The organism is Acidaminococcus sp. AM33-14BH (assembly GCF_003603525.1).
Classification (GTDB): Bacteria; Bacillota; Negativicutes; order Acidaminococcales; family Acidaminococcaceae; genus Acidaminococcus; species Acidaminococcus intestini.
Genome location: NZ_QTNG01000001.1, coordinates 47165 through 62309 on the forward strand (window position 1 = coordinate 47165; position 15145 = coordinate 62309).

Sequence of the window (15145 nt, forward strand, 5' to 3'; positions counted from 1 at the left end):
CTGATTCGAAGGTGAAAGAATGGAAAAAGAAAAACGGGATCTTGTCCTTGCTGTGGCAGGTCTGGGCTATGTTGGACTATCCCTTGCGGTCCTGTTATCCCAGCATCACAAGGTTTATGCAGTTGATGTGGATCCACGGCGTGTAGAAGAGTTGGCACAGGGCCACTCCCCGATTTCAGATCGGGAACTGGAACATTACTTGAAAGATCGGCCGCTCCAGCTTCAGGCAACACTGGATGCGCGGCAGGCCTATGAACAGGCTGATGTTGTGATTGTTGCGGTCCCAACAGACTATGATGAGACTCATCATCAGTTTGATACATCCCATGTAGACGAAGTCCTGACCCTGATTGAACAGGTTCATCCAGAGGCTCTGGTTGTCATCAAATCCACGATTCCTGTAGGGTATACAAAAGCGGCTGCTCAGCGTTATCAGAAGCTGCGCCTGCTTTTCAGTCCTGAATTCCTGAGGGAGGGAAGGGCCCTTTATGATAACCTTTACCCTTCCCGCATCATCGTGGGGATTGGCTCCCAAGGGCCGGACATGGAAACCGAGGCCCAGCTGTTTGCACAGCTTCTTAAAGAGGGTGCGGAAAAAGAAGACGTTCCTATCAAGATAATGGATTCTTCAGAGGCGGAAGCGGTCAAACTTTTTGCCAATACCTACCTTGCCCTGCGTGTGGCCTATTTCAATGAACTTGATACCTATGCCTGTGTAAAGGGCATGGATACAAAATCCATCATCGATGGCGTCTGCCTTGATCCGCGGATTGGCGGGCATTACAATAATCCCTCCTTTGGATATGGCGGGTATTGCCTGCCCAAGGACACGAAAGAACTTAAGGCGGATTATGGCGGCGTCCCAGAAGCCCTGATGGATGCGGTCATCCGTTCCAACGAGATTCGCAAAGCGTTCATTGCGCAGCAAGTCTTGGAAACGGCCCGATCGGCTGCAAATAGCGATGCTGCCCGTCCTGTCATCGGTATCTATCGCCTCATCATGAAATCCGGCAGTGATAATTTTCGGCAAAGTGCCATCCAGACAATCATGGACTTACTCAAAAAGGAAGGGGCACAGCTTCTCATCTACGAGCCAACCCTTGAAGAAGGCAGTTTATTTGGGGGCGGCCGTGTAACCCGTGACTTGCCCTACTTTAAGGAAACAAGTCAGGTCATTGTTGCAAATCGTATGGACAGCGCACTTAAAGATGCTGCCCACAAGGTCTATACACGTGATCTTTTTGGCCGTGATTGATAATGGGATGCTAAAAACCAATGACGCCTGCAGAAATGCAGGCTTTTTTTGAAAAGCAGGAAAGGAGGGGGCTTATTATGATTTGTGATTTCACCTATTATTCCCCGACTAAGGTTGTCTTTGGGAAGGGAAGGGAAAGAGAAACCGGTGTCCTTGTAAAAGAACGGGGCGCCCAAAAGGTTCTTATTCTTTATGGAGGGAAAAGTGCCCAAAAAAGCGGGCTTCTTTTCCGCGTCACGGACTCCCTTGAACAGGCGGGCATCGCTTATGCTGCCTTAGGCGGTGTTACCCCCAATCCCCGTTTGTCCTTTGTCCGGATGGGCACCCAAAAAGCCAGGGAAGAGGGCATTGACCTGATTCTTGCCGTAGGCGGCGGCAGCGTAATCGATGCGGCAAAGGCCATTTCCTACGCACTTTGCTATGAAGGCGATGTGTGGGACTTCTATGCGGGAAAGGCCCAGGCCCAAAAAGCCCTTCCTGTCGGTGTGGTCCTTACCCTTGCTGCTTCGGGAAGTGAACTTTCCAATTCATCGGTCATTACAAACGACAGGACCCATGAAAAAAGGGGCTATAACAGCGATCTGGCCCGCCCGGTTTTTGCTGTCATGAACCCGGAACTTACCATGACCCTGCCGGCTTACCAGACGGCCTGCGGCTGCTGTGATATCATCATGCATACGCTGGAACGCTATTTTGTCCAAGGCCCCAGTATGGAACTTACTGATGCCCTCGCAGAAGGCCTGCTGCGGACCGTTATGGCTCAGAGCCTCATCCTGCGGGATCACCCTGATGATTATGATGCACGGGCTGAAATCATGTGGGCGGGCAGTCTTTCTCATAATGACCTGACAGGCCTTGGTCATTGTGCCAGGGATTTTGCTACCCATCGCCTGGAACATGAAGTGAGCGGTCTTTATGATGTTGCCCACGGGGCAGGTCTAACGGCCCTATGGGGAAGCTGGGCCCGGTATGTCTATAAGGACTGCCTTCCCCGCTTCTGTCGTTTTGCCCTTCATGTCATGAATGTGCCGGAAATCGGAAGTGATGAAGCCATTGCCCTCAAGGGCATTGAGGCCCTGGAGGCCTTCTTTGCTTCCCTTTCCATGCCGATTTCCCTTAAGGAGCTGGGCCTTATCCTTTCAGATGAGGATCTTCGCACACTGGCACGCATGTGCAGCCATACCGCAAAGGATGCCCTGGGATCGGCAAAAGTGCTTCATGAAAAAGATATGTACACAATTTATAAAGCGGCCTATGAACGCACCTAAGGCACGGTAAATGGAACAATGACCATCTGGCAGGGAAAGTGTCCAGATGGTCATTGTTCGGCTTTTTGGGAGGACCGCTAAAGGCACTGGTGCTATTTTATAAAAAAGCGGAATGAACGAAGAGACTCGAAGGAGGCAGCACCCAAAGACGAAGGACCCGACTGGGAACATGCCTAGTCGGGTCCTTTTAACGGCACTATGAGAGAGAGGGTAACGGATGCATGCATCAAAGATGCAAAAGATAGGAGGTCGGCCCGCCCATCATAGGAGGATGCGCCCGTGATGGGCGGAGCGTTCTTACGTGAGAGTTATTTCTTTTCTTCCTTCATGGAATCCAGAAGGGCATCGACCATGTCGTCCATGGAGCGGTTCTGGCCCTTGGTCATGCTGGAGTTGATGGTGACGCTGTCTTGAAGGATCGTCATTCCCTTCATTTCGTCTTCCAGGTAATCATGCATCAAGGTACCAACTGTGCAGGCCCAGGACCCATTTTCGATGATGCCGACATAGCGGTTCTGGACATTGAGCATTCTCATATGATCCAGGAAGGTCATCATCTTCGGATAGATGTTGAGGTTGTACGTCACAGAAGCCAGGACGATGTGGCTGTACTTGAACGCATCGGAAATGAGATAGCTCGTATCAGTCTTGGAGACGTCGTACATATGGATGTTGGACATGCCTTTTTCTGCAAGGCGGGCGGCAAAGACCGACGCGGCACTTTCCGTGTTGCCGTACATGGAGGCATAAACGAGGAGCACTCCTTTTTCTTCTGGTTCATAAGAGGCCCAATGGACATACTTATCAAGGAACCAAGGAATGTTCTTTCTCCAGACAGGTCCATGGAGAGGGCAGATCATCTTGATCTCGAGGGCGGAAGCCTTTTTCAGGAGGTCCATGACATGAGCACCGTATTTACCAACGATGTTGGTATAGTAGCGGCGGGCATCATCAAGCCAATCCCGTTCAAAATTCACTTCATCCGCGAAGATGCGGCCGCCCAAGGCACCAAAGGTACCAAAGGCATCGGCCGAGAAGAGGGTGCCAGTGGTCGTATCAAAGGAGACCATGGCTTCCGGCCAGTGGACCATCGGCGCGGCGACAAAGGCAATGGTGTGCTTTCCGAATTTGCGGGTATCGCCTTCGGCAACCACTTCGGCGCGGTCATCCACGCTGAACCCGAATTGACGCATGAGATCAAAGGCTTTCTCATTACTGATGACCTTGGTCTCAGGGTGACGGATGAGGACTTCCTGAAGGCTTGCCGCGTGGTCCGGTTCCACATGGTTGACAATCAGGTAATCCAAGGGACGGCCAGCAAGGACGGCTTCGACATTTTCCAGGAACTGACGGCAGACAGACCAGTCAGCTGTATCGAAAAGAACCGTTTTTTCGTCCAAAAGGACGTAGGCATTGTAGGATACGCCCCGAGGAATGGGATGAATATTTTCAAAAAGTTCCAAGCGGCGATCGTCAGCGCCAACCCAGTACAAATCTTTCGTTAATTTTCTTACGCATTCCATATTGTTATCTCCTTCTTTGGTGTGGGGAGAAGGGCCCTTCTCCCCCTTGAATCTCGCTATCAGAGTGGATTGAACCAGTTAGGATTCCTGTACGAAGTGGGCTTTTTCTTCGCCGCATTCAGGGCAGGTCCAATCTTCCGGCAGGTTCTCAAACTTCGTTCCTGGTTTGATTTCACCAGCAGGATCGCCCTTATCCGGATCGTATTCATATCCGCAGCCGTTGCAGACAAACAGTCCAGGAGGCAGTTCCTTCTTGATGAGCGGTCTCTTCATTTTCACCATGGGAGGAGCCGGTTTCTTTTCGCCCGTTCCGAAGGCTTTGGCTAAGAGCGGCAGGATGACTTTGACATCACCGACGATCCCGTAGTCGCAGTTTTTGAAGATCGGAGCACCGGCATTGGTGTTGATGGCCACAATGGTGGTTGCATCCTTGATGCCCTTGAGGTGCTGGATGGCGCCGGAAATCCCGCAGGCGATGTAGAGGTTGCCCTTGAATTTCTGTCCGCTCATGCCGACATAGCGTTCAATAGGAACATACTGCAGGGTTTCAGCAACCGGGCGGGAGGAGCCAACTGCCGCGCCAGCAGCGTGAGCCAGTTCCTCAATGAGTTTCATGTTTTCTTTTTCTCCAATGCCCTTACCGGCACTGACAACGCGTTCAGCGTCAACAATCGGCGTATCCATCGGGATGCCGACCGTGAAGTCATAGCCATCCCCTTTCAGGGCTTCAACAAGGGAAGCCACTTGTTCTTCCGGAGAGCCATCTTTGAAGATCATCTTCTTGCGGGAGCCTGTAATGGCCTTTTCCTTGCGGGACCCACCGCCGCCATGTTTGGCGTTGGACAGACGGTCCGTAATATGGGCTGCAATAACGACACGCTGGATCTCGTTGGTGCCTTCGTAAATCGTAGTGATCTTCGCGTCGCGGTACATCCGTTCGATATCCATCCCCTTGAGGTAGCCCGTACCGCCAAAGATCTGAAGGGCATCGTTTGTGATTTCAACAGCAAGGTCAGAAGCATAGAGCTTTGCCATGGCGGACTGCATGCCATAATCCATATGTTCCGTCTTCATTTCAGCCGCACTGTAAACGAGGAAACGGGCAGCTCTCAGTCTTGTTGCCATATCAGCCAGCTTGAAGGAAACACCTTGGTTCTGGCAGATCGGCGCACCAAATTGGATTCTTTCCTTGGAATAGTTTAGGGCTGCTTCGTACGCGCCTTGGGCAATCCCCAGAGCCTGGGCAGCAATCCCGATACGGCCGCCGTCAAGGGTTGCCATGGCAATCTTGAAGCCTTGGCCCAGTCTGCCCAGGAGGTTTTCCTGAGGAACCTTGACGTTGTTGAAGATCAGTTCAGCCGTAGCGGAGGAACGGATCCCCAGTTTGTCGTAATGATCGCCGAAGGTAAAACCGGGCATGCCTTTTTCGAGGATAAAGGCACTGATGCCGCGCGTACCTGCGTCGGGATCGGTGACAGCAAAGACAACGTACGTATCAGCTTCGCCGCCGTTGGTAATGAAAATCTTGTTGCCGTTGAGAATCCAGTTCTTGCCATCAAAGACAGCCGTTGTTTCTGTGCCGCCTGCGTCAGAACCGGCATTGGGTTCTGTAAGGCCAAAGGCACCGATCTTCTCACCTTTGGCAAGGGGAACGAGGTATTTTTGCTTTTGTTCTTCTGTCCCAAAGGCAAAGATAGGATAGGAACCCAGGGATACGTGAGCCGAAAGGATAACGCCAACACCGCCGTCAACACGGGCCAGTTCCTCTACGGCAATGGCATAGGCAATGTAATCCATGCCGGCCCCGCCGTATTCTTTCGGATAGGGAAGTCCCATCCAGCCATTTTCGCCCATTTCCTTGACGATTTCAGTGGGGAACTTGCTTTCCTTATCGAGGGAGAATGCAATCGGCTTGACTTTCGTTTCAGCGAATCCGCGTATTGCAGCGCGTAATTCTTCATGGTCATTGGTAGTGGTAAATAACATCTGTTTCCGACCTCCTCTGTACAGAAAATCCTTCTTCTCGGTGATAGAATAATTCCTATCACTTAATAACAATCCTTGATGAGTTAATTGTAACCCGAATGATTACACATGTCAAGAAGTTTATGGAGTTATCTGAAAAAAACTTTCTTTTAGGGAAAGGCCCTGACCGTTCAAAGATATATCCATAAAAAGGGACTGCAACGGGCTTCTCTGTCTATTCTATCTTGTTTGGACCCCGAATACCAATGAAATGGGAATTTCCCTGAAAATAGGAAATTCCGTGGTGCTTATTGTAATTTTTGGTACAAATTAATAGAAAAGAGAGGTTAATATAATCAAATGCGCATTTGATCGAATAAAGGTCGCGGGAAAAAGGGACGGAGAATAATGTCTCGTTTTTCCCTATTGCAGGACCGGGATGGGGGAGAAAAACGCAAAAAAAAAGGGGGCTGCTTACGCAGCACCCTTTTTGTACCCAACATGCAGGTTATTTCTTTTCAGGAGCCGAATGGAAGGCACAGCCGCCACAGGAGGCGCAGTTGCCGCCACACGTTCCAATCCCACTTTTATGGTCATGCACGATGGTGTACACCGAAACAAGGACGAACAAGAGGATAACAAGTCCTACAATGAGCGTTCCCATAAGGATCAACTCCTTTGCTCTACATTGCAATTCCTATCGGATTGCTTTACTTATTATACTCCAAATTGACTTCAACTGCACCCTCATATTTTTTTGCGGGACGCAGCAGGAGATAAAGGAGAATGGCAAAGATCACAGCGGCAAAGGCTGTACCGATGGTAAAGACCCCTGTCGTAAGGAACATGCCAAACTGATAGAAAATCAAGGAAACGGCATAGGCAAAACCACATTGATAACCGATGGCAAAGAGCGTCCATTTGCCGTTGTTCATTTCGCGGCGGATGGCTCCCATGGCAGCAACGCAGGGCGCGCACAGAAGGTTGAAGATGAGGAAGGAATAGGCACTGAGGGTACTGAAGTCCTTGGCAAAGGTACCCCAGAATTCTTCACCGTCCTCGGCGGCTTCTGCAAGACCGTAGAGGATACCGAAGGTTCCTACGAGGTTTTCCTTGGCAATAAGGCCCGTAAAGGCGGCGACAGCGGCTTTCCAATCACCCCAGCCGAGGGGGGCAAAGATCCAGGCGACTTTTTCACCGATGTAGGAAAGGAACCCGTCGTTCAGGTCTTCGACCATGGCAATCTCACCATCAACATAGCCGAATCCGGAAAGGAACCATACGAGGATGGTGGAAAGGAGGATGACCGTGCCGGCCTTCTTAATGAAACTGGAAGCTCGTTCCCAAACACTGCGGGCAATGTTGGAAAGGGTCGGCATGTGGTAAGCTGGCAGTTCCATGATGAAAGGCGCGGGATCTCCGGCAAACAGCTTGGTCTTTTTGAGGATGATCCCAGAAATGATGATGGCTGCAATCCCGACAAAATAAGCTGAGGGAGCGACCCACCATTCACCGCCGAAATAGGCCCCTGCGACAAGGGCGATGATCGGCATTTTGGCAGAGCAAGGAATCATGGTCGTTGTCATGATGGTCATGCGGCGGTCAGGCGCATTTTCAATGGTCCGGGAGGCCATGATGGCAGGAACTCCGCAGCCGGAACCAATCAGCATAGGAATGAAAGATTTTCCGGACAGCCCAAATTTACGGAAGGCGCGGTCCAGGATGAAGGCGATCCGGGCCATATACCCGCAGGCTTCGAGGAATGCCAGGAAGATAAAGAAGACCACCATCTGCGGCACGAAGCCAAGGACGGCACCGACGCCGGAGATGATCCCATCAACGACGAGGCCTTCCAGCCATTCCGCCACTCCCCAGGAAGCCATGAGCTCGTGGGCACCGGGAATGACCCATTCTCCAAAAAAGGTATCATTGACCCAGTCCGTTGCTTCTGTTCCGATGGTCGTGACACTGATATAGTAGACAAGGAACATGATGACGGCAAAAATGGGGAGTGCCAGGAAACGGTTTGTGACAATGCGGTCGATTTTATCAGAAACAGTCAGACGATGCTTGTCTTTTTTGACGAAGCATTTTTCGATGACTTTTGAAACATAGTTGTAGCGTTCGTTGGTAATGATGCTTTCCGCGTCATCATCCATTTCCTTTTCGACGGAGATGATATCATCCTCAATGTGGGAAATGAGCTCCGGAGAAAGCTTTAGGGCATCGAGCACATTGGCATCCCGTTCAAAGAGCTTGATGGAGTACCAGCGGCTCTGGGATTGGGGAAGGGCGCCCTGCGTGGCTTCTTCGATGTGGGCCAGGGCGTGTTCAACCGGACCGGCAAAGGTATGGATTGGCTCAGCTGGAACCTTGGCCTGAACCATTTGCGCAGCTTTTTGGACGAGGGTCTTGATGCCTTCGCCTGTCCGAGCGGAAATTTCCACAACCGGGCAGCCAATGGATTTAGCAAGGACTTCCGTATAGAGGATATCTCCGTTAGCCCGCGTGACGTCCATCATATTGACGGCCATGAGGACGGGAATCCCCAGTTCCATGAGCTGTGTCGTCAGGTAGAGGTTGCGTTCAAGGTTGCTGCCATCAACGATATTCAAGATGGCATCAGGCCGTTCCTTTACGAGGTAGGTGCGGGAAACGACTTCTTCCAAGGTGTAAGGGGAAAGGGAATAGATCCCAGGCAGGTCCTGGATGAGGATCTCGGGATGACCAATCAGGGTCCCTTCCTTTTTTTCAACTGTAACGCCAGGCCAGTTGCCAACGAACTGATTGGATCCAGTGAGGGCATTGAACAGGGTCGTTTTGCCCGTATTCGGGTTCCCTGCAAGAGCAATCTTATATTGCATAATAAAACCTTCCTTTCAAAAAGTTGCAATAGACTAATCGATTGGGAAATTGATTACACTTCTTTGATTTCAACGATTTCGGCATCGCCTTTGCGCAGGGACAGTTCATAACCCCGAACGGTCATTTCAACCGGATCCCCTAAAGGCGCGACACGGCGGATATGCAGGGCCGTTCCTTTGGTCAGGCCCATATCCATGATGTGGCGCTTCATGGCGCCGCTGCCGTGGATCTTGATGACTTCGTAGTTATGACCGGTTTCAGCATCTTTTAAGGTAAGCATCGCAAGTTCTCCTTTACTGCACAAATATTTTATTGGCCATCTCCATACTGATGGCGACACGGGAATCGCGGATGTTCACAATGATTCCTGAGGGGGTGTTCTGGACAACCGTAATGGGGGCGCCTAGGGTGATTCCAAGATTTTCCAGGTGGCTCCTGACCTTGGGGGAACCGCCAATCCGGATGACCGTTAGGACGTCGCCTGACTTTGCAAACGCTAAGGGCATGATGGCCTCCTTTGAGATTTTTAGGAAGAGTTTCTTTTAACGTCACAATGTTAGCACAGACTAACATAATATGCAAGGAGTTTTCCCGTAACAAAGAAACTTTTGAAGTAAAAAAAAAAGCACTGCCGAAGCAGTGCACAAAGGATTACCCTTCTGGATGCAATTTCTTTTCCGAGAATTTTCTGAGCTTGTCAAGGGCGTAAAGGAAAATGCCTCCCAGGAGAAAACATAGGGGACTGAAAGTTTCAAAAGTCATGGCTGGCTGGGGAATCTTAAGGGTGGTGGGGCCCGTAACGATGGTGTAGAGGGAACCGACCATGAGTCCCAAGATAAAGTAAACCATGGCGGCTCGATGCATTTCCAGTGCGTTTTTCACAATACGGATGATGCCGACAATCCCTGTAAGGACGCCGCAGCCAAAAATGATAAGGACGGGAAGGTAGGAAAGGTTCATATGAAGGAATTCACGAATGGCTCCGATGATGGGAACGTACAGCCCAAAGATGAGGAGCATGGTGGAGCCCGAAATCCCCGGCAGGACCATGGCACAGATGGCAATCATGGCACAGACGAAGATATAAAGGCCTAGCGTAGGGGTGAGCTGGGCAACGTCTACCTGTACGCCTTTTCCGCCGGCAGGATTGAACCAGGTAATCACAAAGACCACAAAGAGACCCAAAAGAAAGAAAGGCAGCCGGTTTTTCTGGGAAAGCGCCTGCTTTTCCTCTTTGAGGATCAGGGGGAGGGAAAAGAGCGAGAGGCCCAGGAAGAGGGAACTGAGTTCATAGATCCTGGTTGTAAAAAGACTTCCCAAAACCATGACGGATGATCCCATGCCAAGAGCCCAACCAATTCCTAATTTCCCCAAGAAAACCAGGGCATGTTGTTTCAGTTCCCGTGTCCCATGGGTCAGGACATAAAGGGAACCGATGAATTCATCATAAAATCCCAGGACAAAAGCAATGGTTCCTCCGGAAACACCGGGGACACTGTCTGCAAGGGCCATGGAAAAACCACGGATAAGGTTAAGGAAAAGGTCCATTTGATCATATCCTTTCTATGCCAGCATCAGGGTATTGCATGGATATGGTATAATAGTTACGCTTTCAGGGATATCTATGCATTGAAAGCCTATTATATCGTATTTTTTCAAGAATGAAAATAGAAGGGAGCTAGGAATTTGGAACGAGAAGAAGTCAAGATGAAACTCTTTGAACTTGCGGCGCAAGGCGTGGAAGTCCCCCGCATGGAGATGATCAAGACACCGGAACAGATTGCGGGCATCCGCGAAGCGGGACGGCTCAACACGGAAGTCCTGGATGCCGTGGAAAAGGCAATCCACGTGGGTATGACGACGGAAGAAATTGACCGCATTGTCTACGAATATACGGTCAGCCACGATGCCACTCCGGCCTGCCTTAATTTTGAGGGCTTTCCTAAAAGCGTCTGCACCTCTGTGAACGATGTAATCTGTCACGGCATCCCAAGCTCCGATGTGGTCCTTAAAAACGGTGATATCGTCAACGTCGATGCCACGACCATCTACAAGGGATATGTTGGGGATGCTTCCCGCATGTTCATGCTCGGAAACGTGCCGAACAATCGCCGGAATCTCGTAGGCATCACGAAGGAATGTCTCCGCCGCGGCATGCAGAATGCTGTTGGCTGGAAGAACACGCTGGGCGACATTGGCGCGGCCATCCAGTCCTTTGCCAGGAAACACGGCTATTCCGTGGTCCGCGAATTTGGCGGTCATGGTGTGGGGCTTTCCATGCATGAAGATCCTTTTGTTTCCCACGTCGGGAAAAAAGGAACGGGCATGCTCCTTGTGCCGGGCATGGTCATTACCATTGAACCCATGATCAATGAAGGGCGGGCAGCGCTCTATATTGATGAAATCGACAATTGGACGGTTCGCACGGAAGACGGGAAGTCTTCGGCTCAGTGGGAGTATACCCTGCTCATCACGGAGGGAGAACCGGAAATTCTTTCTTACTAAGAAAAAGGAGCAATCTTATGGATTTTTTCACGCTTGCCAAAAATCGTTATTCTGTACGGAAATTCAGTGAACGCTCTGTTGAACCGGAAAAACTGGAGAAGGTCCTTGAAGCCGCGCGTGTGGCACCGACAGCCCATAATTATCAGCCTTTTCGCATTTATGTGCTTAAAAGCAAGGATGCCATTGCCAAGATCCGTGAACTGACGCCCTGCGCCTTTAATGCCCCGATCGTTCTTATGGTGACGATCTGCCGTGATGAGCAGTGGGTCAATGAACTGGAAAAAGGGTTCCTTTCCGGGCAGGTTGATGCAGGAATCATTGGAACCCATCTGATGCTGGAGGCTTGGGAACAAGGACTGGGAAGCTGCTGGGTGGCTCACTTTCCGCCCGTTAAGACCGCCGACGCCTTTGGCCTGTCCCATAATGAAATGCCTGTTTTTCTCCTTCCCTTGGGCTATGCCGCAGATGGGGTGAAAGCCTCCTCTCTTCATGAAAAACGGCGCAGTGTAACGGAACTGGTGAAGGAACTTTAAGGTTTCCATACTTCGTAGGATAGAAGGAAAATTAAAAGTTTTTATAAAGAATGACCATCAATTAGATAAAATCTCCCTGAACTTTCCATTTTTCTTCCCTATGGAGTATAATAAGGGAAATTCTAAAAAAGGACGTGACCCCATGAATAAGAGAGCAGAACGCTTCAAGAAATTCATTGCTGACCAAAAAGTAGAAGGCTTTACCATTGAAGAACCCAAGAGCGAACCTAACAATCTGGTCCTTTTCCGGAGTAATTTCCGCATGGATGGCAATCTTCTTCCTTTTGGTATCTTTGTTGATGATACGCCCTTTGCCATGATCCGTGTCGTTGTCGTGGCAGAGGCCCTGCGGGATGATAACGAGAAGGAAGTCACAGGGCTTATCAATCAGCTCAACCTCAAGTATAAACCGTATAAGTTCTATATTGACGGTGCCAAGAATCTTATGGCTGAATCCTGCGTCATCCTCCGTGATGGGGAAGATGCCGTGGGGGATATGCTCCTTTTTGTGCTGAATCTGGCCCAGCAGGACCTTGGAAAGGAATACAAGGCCATCATGCAGACCGTTTGGGGTAAGGGCAGTGAGGATAAAAAACAAAACTGACGGCTGAGGGCCGTAATAAAGCTGACTGTAGGACCCGCTGCAGCCAGCTTCTTTTCTTATGGCAAAAGGGAAAGGGCTAGGGCGAAAAGACTCCTTATGGCAGTTTTTACAAGGGGCAGGGAGCCCCTTTTTTTGAATGTAAAGGATTCCTGATCAAAACTGCAACTGTTGATGCAAGAAATATAAGACCGATACAGTTCAGGATAGATCTGGCGGCAATTAAAGACGATACCGATTGTCAGCTCGAATGAGACGGAAACTCAGGACAATCGGATCTTTGAGCCGCGGGACCTAGGTACAGGCGGCCAGTATCCCCGCAGTAAGATAGGAACTACGAAAAAAAGCCACCCGCGATGCGGATGGCTTTTTTGATGAGGTTCAAAGCATGATGTATTTGCCGATAAATAGTATGGTGAGGATGTACATGAGGGCACTGATCCTGTCCGTGTGACGCGTCAGGACATTGAGGATCGTGTAGGAAATGACACCAAAGGAAATGCCTTCTGAAATGCTGTAGCAAAACGGCATGGCAATGATGGCAATATAGGCTGGAATGGCTTCGGAAAGATCGTCCATGTCAATCTTGTTGACGGATGAGAACATGAGAAAGCCAACCACGATGAGGGCCGGTGCTGTTGCAAAGGCCGGGATGGCCATGAAAAATGGTGACAGGAACAGGGAAAGGAGAAAGAGCACGGATACGGTTACCGCCGTAAGCCCCGTGCGTCCGCCTTCAGCAACGCCGGCTGCACTTTCAACAAAGGTCGTGACCGTACTTGTTCCCATGAGGGCGCCCGTGCAGGTTGCGACGGAGTCGGCCATGAGGGCTCCTTTGATGTGGGGCAGACGGCCCTTTTCGTCGAGCATGTTGCTCTTGGAGGCAACTCCGATGAGGGTTCCCAGTGTATCGAAGAGGTCAACAAAGAGGAAGGCGAAGATCACGGCAAAGAAGTCGAGGGAAAAGACCGAGGAGAAATCCATTTTGCCCCAAACCGGCAGGGGATTTAAGGGAATGAAAGCGGCCAAACCGGCGGAAAGGTTGGGAAAGACACTGAAGGTCCCCAATTTCGGATCGGGAATGTAAAGGCCCGATGCTTCTGCAATCATCCCGAGGATCCAAGTGCCCAGGATGCCAAAAAGAATGTTGCCGCGGATGTTCTTGATGATGAGAAAGCCTGTAAAAAGAATCCCGATGAGGGCGATGACGACAGTGATGCCCACGCTGTGGAACGTCCCGTCAGCAACCGCTTTCGTAAAGGAATAGAGCGAAACCTTGGTTGCCGGATTGGCCACGACAATCTTGGCGTTAAGCAGACCAATGAAAGCGATGAAAAGACCAATGCCAACGGAAATGGCCCGTTTCAGTGTGAGGGGGATGGCATTGAAAATGGCTTCACGGATATTTGTGAGGGAAAGAAGAATAAAGACAAGGCCTTCAACAAAGACGGCAGCGAGGGCAACCTGCCACGTATACCCCATCTGCAGGACGACCGTATAGGCAAAGTAGGCATTAAGCCCCATGCCTGGAGCTAGGGCAAAGGGGTAGTTGGCAAAGACGGCCATGAAGAGGGTCCCCAAGGCAGAGGCAAGGGCGGTCGTTGTCACTAGCGCCCCCTTATCCATTCCTGTAGCACTGAGGATGGAGGGGTTTACAATGAGGATATAGGCCATTGTCATGAAGGTGGTGATGCCGGCAATGATTTCGGTCCGGGCATCAGTGTGGTTTTCCTTGAGGTGGAAAACGCGGTCAAAGAGTTCTTCCATGGTGTGACTTCCTTTCTTTACTGGACAATGAAAAATCAGGACTTTTTCCAGAAGGCGCGGAAGCGCTCCAGCATCGTTTTCTGGGGTAGTTTTTCCGGCCAAAGTTCCTCTTTATCGGAATGACGCAGGGCCGAGGCCATGTGGTCATAGAAATGGGGAATTTCTTTTTCAAGACGCCGAGCCAGTTCCTTCATATCCTGGCGCTGGGTCTTGCCGTCATAGGGGCAGGGATTGGCCAAAGGGTGAAGGCCAATCTTTTTGCCGATGGCAATGATTTCCGCTTCCCGGTAAAAAAGCAGGGGCCTGATGACGGTCATGCCGCTGCGGGAAAGATGGGTCACGGGCAGGAAGGTCTTGTTCTGCCCCGACTGGAAGAGATTCAGCATCAAGGTTTCCACGGCGTCATCATTGTGATGGGCCAGGGCAATCTTGCTGCAGCCAAGTTCGCGGGCTTTGCGGTTCATCGCGGCCCGGCGGAAGTAGGCACAGGAAAAGCACGGGGTGTTGCCCCGATGGCCCCAGAGGGCCTCGACATTGACCTGCTCCGAATAATGGGTGAGTCCGTAGGTGCGGCAGAAGTCTTCCAGTTCTTTTTTGGGAAAATCTTCGGCAAACATGCCGTCCATGGTGTAGCACAACAGGTCAAAATGGCGGGGACTGTGTTTTTGGATCTCGGCTAGGGCCGCTGTAAGGAACATACTGTCCTTGCCGCCGGAAAGGCCGATGAGAATCTTATCCCCTTCTTCAATCATATTGAATTCAATCAGGGCCCGCCACAGTTTTGTAAGGTCGCTGGCGGGGACAAACGCATCGTGTTTCATGAGATGATGTTCACACTCCTGGAAAAGGATTCTTCTATTATA

Annotated in this window: 14 protein-coding genes; 5 read left to right on the forward strand and 9 right to left on the reverse strand. The window is 50.6% G+C overall.

Going from position 1 to position 15145, the window contains the following annotated elements; genetic code table 11:
- Positions 1–19 precede the first annotated feature (19 nt).
- The gene (locus DW817_RS00270) at positions 20–1255 is read left to right on the forward strand and encodes a nucleotide sugar dehydrogenase (protein WP_120110288.1); all 1236 of its coding nucleotides are present in this window, start codon (positions 20–22) and stop codon (positions 1253–1255) included.
- Positions 1256–1332: 77 nt separating this feature from the next.
- Positions 1333–2523, forward strand: coding sequence for an iron-containing alcohol dehydrogenase (locus tag DW817_RS00275; RefSeq protein WP_231368254.1), 1191 nt, complete (start codon positions 1333–1335; stop codon positions 2521–2523).
- Positions 2524–2831: 308 nt separating this feature from the next.
- Here DW817_RS00275 and DW817_RS00280 read toward each other — a convergent pair whose 3' ends face one another.
- From DW817_RS00280 to DW817_RS00310, 7 genes are all read right to left on the reverse strand, one after another.
- Positions 2832–4046, reverse strand: a complete 1215-nt coding sequence (locus tag DW817_RS00280) for an FprA family A-type flavoprotein (protein WP_009014885.1) — start codon at positions 4044–4046, stop codon at positions 2832–2834.
- 78 nt (positions 4047–4124) lie between these two features.
- Entirely contained in the window at positions 4125–6032 is a 1908-nt protein-coding gene (locus DW817_RS10740) for an acyl-CoA dehydrogenase family protein (RefSeq protein WP_009014884.1), read from the reverse strand.
- A 487-nt stretch (positions 6033–6519) separates the two neighbouring features.
- Positions 6520–6675 (reverse strand): FeoB-associated Cys-rich membrane protein, encoded by a 156-nt coding sequence (locus DW817_RS00290; RefSeq protein WP_016459719.1) that lies wholly within the window; start codon positions 6673–6675, stop codon positions 6520–6522.
- A 46-nt stretch (positions 6676–6721) separates the two neighbouring features.
- The gene (feoB, locus tag DW817_RS00295) at positions 6722–8875 is read right to left on the reverse strand and encodes a ferrous iron transport protein B (protein WP_009014883.1); all 2154 of its coding nucleotides are present in this window, start codon (positions 8873–8875) and stop codon (positions 6722–6724) included.
- 53 nt (positions 8876–8928) lie between these two features.
- Positions 8929–9156 carry a ferrous iron transport protein A gene (locus tag DW817_RS00300; RefSeq protein ID WP_014128177.1) on the reverse strand — a complete coding sequence of 76 codons (228 nt, stop codon included), beginning with the start codon at positions 9154–9156 and terminating at the stop codon, positions 8929–8931.
- A gap of 13 nt (positions 9157–9169) precedes the next feature.
- On the reverse strand, positions 9170–9382 hold the full coding sequence (locus tag DW817_RS00305; RefSeq protein ID WP_009014881.1) for a FeoA family protein: 213 nt from the start codon (positions 9380–9382) through the stop codon (positions 9170–9172).
- 145 nt (positions 9383–9527) lie between these two features.
- Positions 9528–10424: a DUF368 domain-containing protein gene (locus DW817_RS00310; RefSeq protein WP_009014880.1), complete on the reverse strand. Its 897-nt coding sequence runs from the start codon at positions 10422–10424 to the stop codon at positions 9528–9530.
- Between the two features lie 138 nt (positions 10425–10562).
- Here DW817_RS00310 and map point away from each other — a divergent pair, with 138 nt between their 5' ends.
- The 3 genes from map (at position 10563) to DW817_RS00325 (ending at position 12518) form a co-directional block, all read left to right on the forward strand.
- Entirely contained in the window at positions 10563–11381 is an 819-nt protein-coding gene (gene map, locus DW817_RS00315) for a type I methionyl aminopeptidase (RefSeq protein WP_009014879.1), read from the forward strand.
- A 17-nt stretch (positions 11382–11398) separates the two neighbouring features.
- Positions 11399–11914 (forward strand): nitroreductase family protein, encoded by a 516-nt coding sequence (locus tag DW817_RS00320; protein ID WP_009014878.1) that lies wholly within the window; start codon positions 11399–11401, stop codon positions 11912–11914.
- A gap of 142 nt (positions 11915–12056) precedes the next feature.
- Positions 12057–12518 (forward strand): hypothetical protein, encoded by a 462-nt coding sequence (locus DW817_RS00325; protein WP_021737053.1) that lies wholly within the window; start codon positions 12057–12059, stop codon positions 12516–12518.
- 378 nt (positions 12519–12896) lie between these two features.
- Here the strand turns inward: DW817_RS00325 and DW817_RS00330 are convergent, their stop codons facing one another.
- Together DW817_RS00330 and DW817_RS00335 are read right to left on the reverse strand one after the other, a co-directional pair.
- Positions 12897–14282 carry an NCS2 family permease gene (locus tag DW817_RS00330; protein WP_009014876.1) on the reverse strand — a complete coding sequence of 462 codons (1386 nt, stop codon included), beginning with the start codon at positions 14280–14282 and terminating at the stop codon, positions 12897–12899.
- Between the two features lie 35 nt (positions 14283–14317).
- Positions 14318–15103 (reverse strand): ATP-binding protein, encoded by a 786-nt coding sequence (locus DW817_RS00335; RefSeq protein WP_014128179.1) that lies wholly within the window; start codon positions 15101–15103, stop codon positions 14318–14320.
- Positions 15104–15145 lie beyond the last annotated feature (42 nt).

What these genes read in the sequence shown, in the direction of transcription:
- DW817_RS00310 (WP_009014880.1), bottom strand. Translation starts at nt 10,424, where the DNA reads ATGGACCTTTTCCTTAACCTTATCCGTGGTTTTTCCATGGCCCTTGCA.
- DW817_RS00325 (WP_021737053.1), top strand. Translation starts at nt 12,057, where the DNA reads ATGAATAAGAGAGCAGAACGCTTCAAGAAATTCATTGCTGACCAAAAA.
- DW817_RS00330 (WP_009014876.1), bottom strand. Translation starts at nt 14,282, where the DNA reads ATGGAAGAACTCTTTGACCGCGTTTTCCACCTCAAGGAAAACCACACT.
- DW817_RS10740 (WP_009014884.1), bottom strand. Translation starts at nt 6,032, where the DNA reads ATGTTATTTACCACTACCAATGACCATGAAGAATTACGCGCTGCAATA.
- DW817_RS00305 (WP_009014881.1), bottom strand. Translation starts at nt 9,382, where the DNA reads ATGCCCTTAGCGTTTGCAAAGTCAGGCGACGTCCTAACGGTCATCCGG.
- DW817_RS00280 (WP_009014885.1), bottom strand. Translation starts at nt 4,046, where the DNA reads ATGGAATGCGTAAGAAAATTAACGAAAGATTTGTACTGGGTTGGCGCT.
- DW817_RS00300 (WP_014128177.1), bottom strand. Translation starts at nt 9,156, where the DNA reads ATGCTTACCTTAAAAGATGCTGAAACCGGTCATAACTACGAAGTCATC.
- feoB (WP_009014883.1), bottom strand. Translation starts at nt 8,875, where the DNA reads ATGCAATATAAGATTGCTCTTGCAGGGAACCCGAATACGGGCAAAACG.
- DW817_RS00275 (WP_231368254.1), top strand. Translation starts at nt 1,333, where the DNA reads ATGATTTGTGATTTCACCTATTATTCCCCGACTAAGGTTGTCTTTGGG.
- DW817_RS00335 (WP_014128179.1), bottom strand. Translation starts at nt 15,103, where the DNA reads ATGAAACACGATGCGTTTGTCCCCGCCAGCGACCTTACAAAACTGTGG.
- DW817_RS00290 (WP_016459719.1), bottom strand. Translation starts at nt 6,675, where the DNA reads ATGGGAACGCTCATTGTAGGACTTGTTATCCTCTTGTTCGTCCTTGTT.
- DW817_RS00320 (WP_009014878.1), top strand. Translation starts at nt 11,399, where the DNA reads ATGGATTTTTTCACGCTTGCCAAAAATCGTTATTCTGTACGGAAATTC.
- DW817_RS00270 (WP_120110288.1), top strand. Translation starts at nt 20, where the DNA reads ATGGAAAAAGAAAAACGGGATCTTGTCCTTGCTGTGGCAGGTCTGGGC.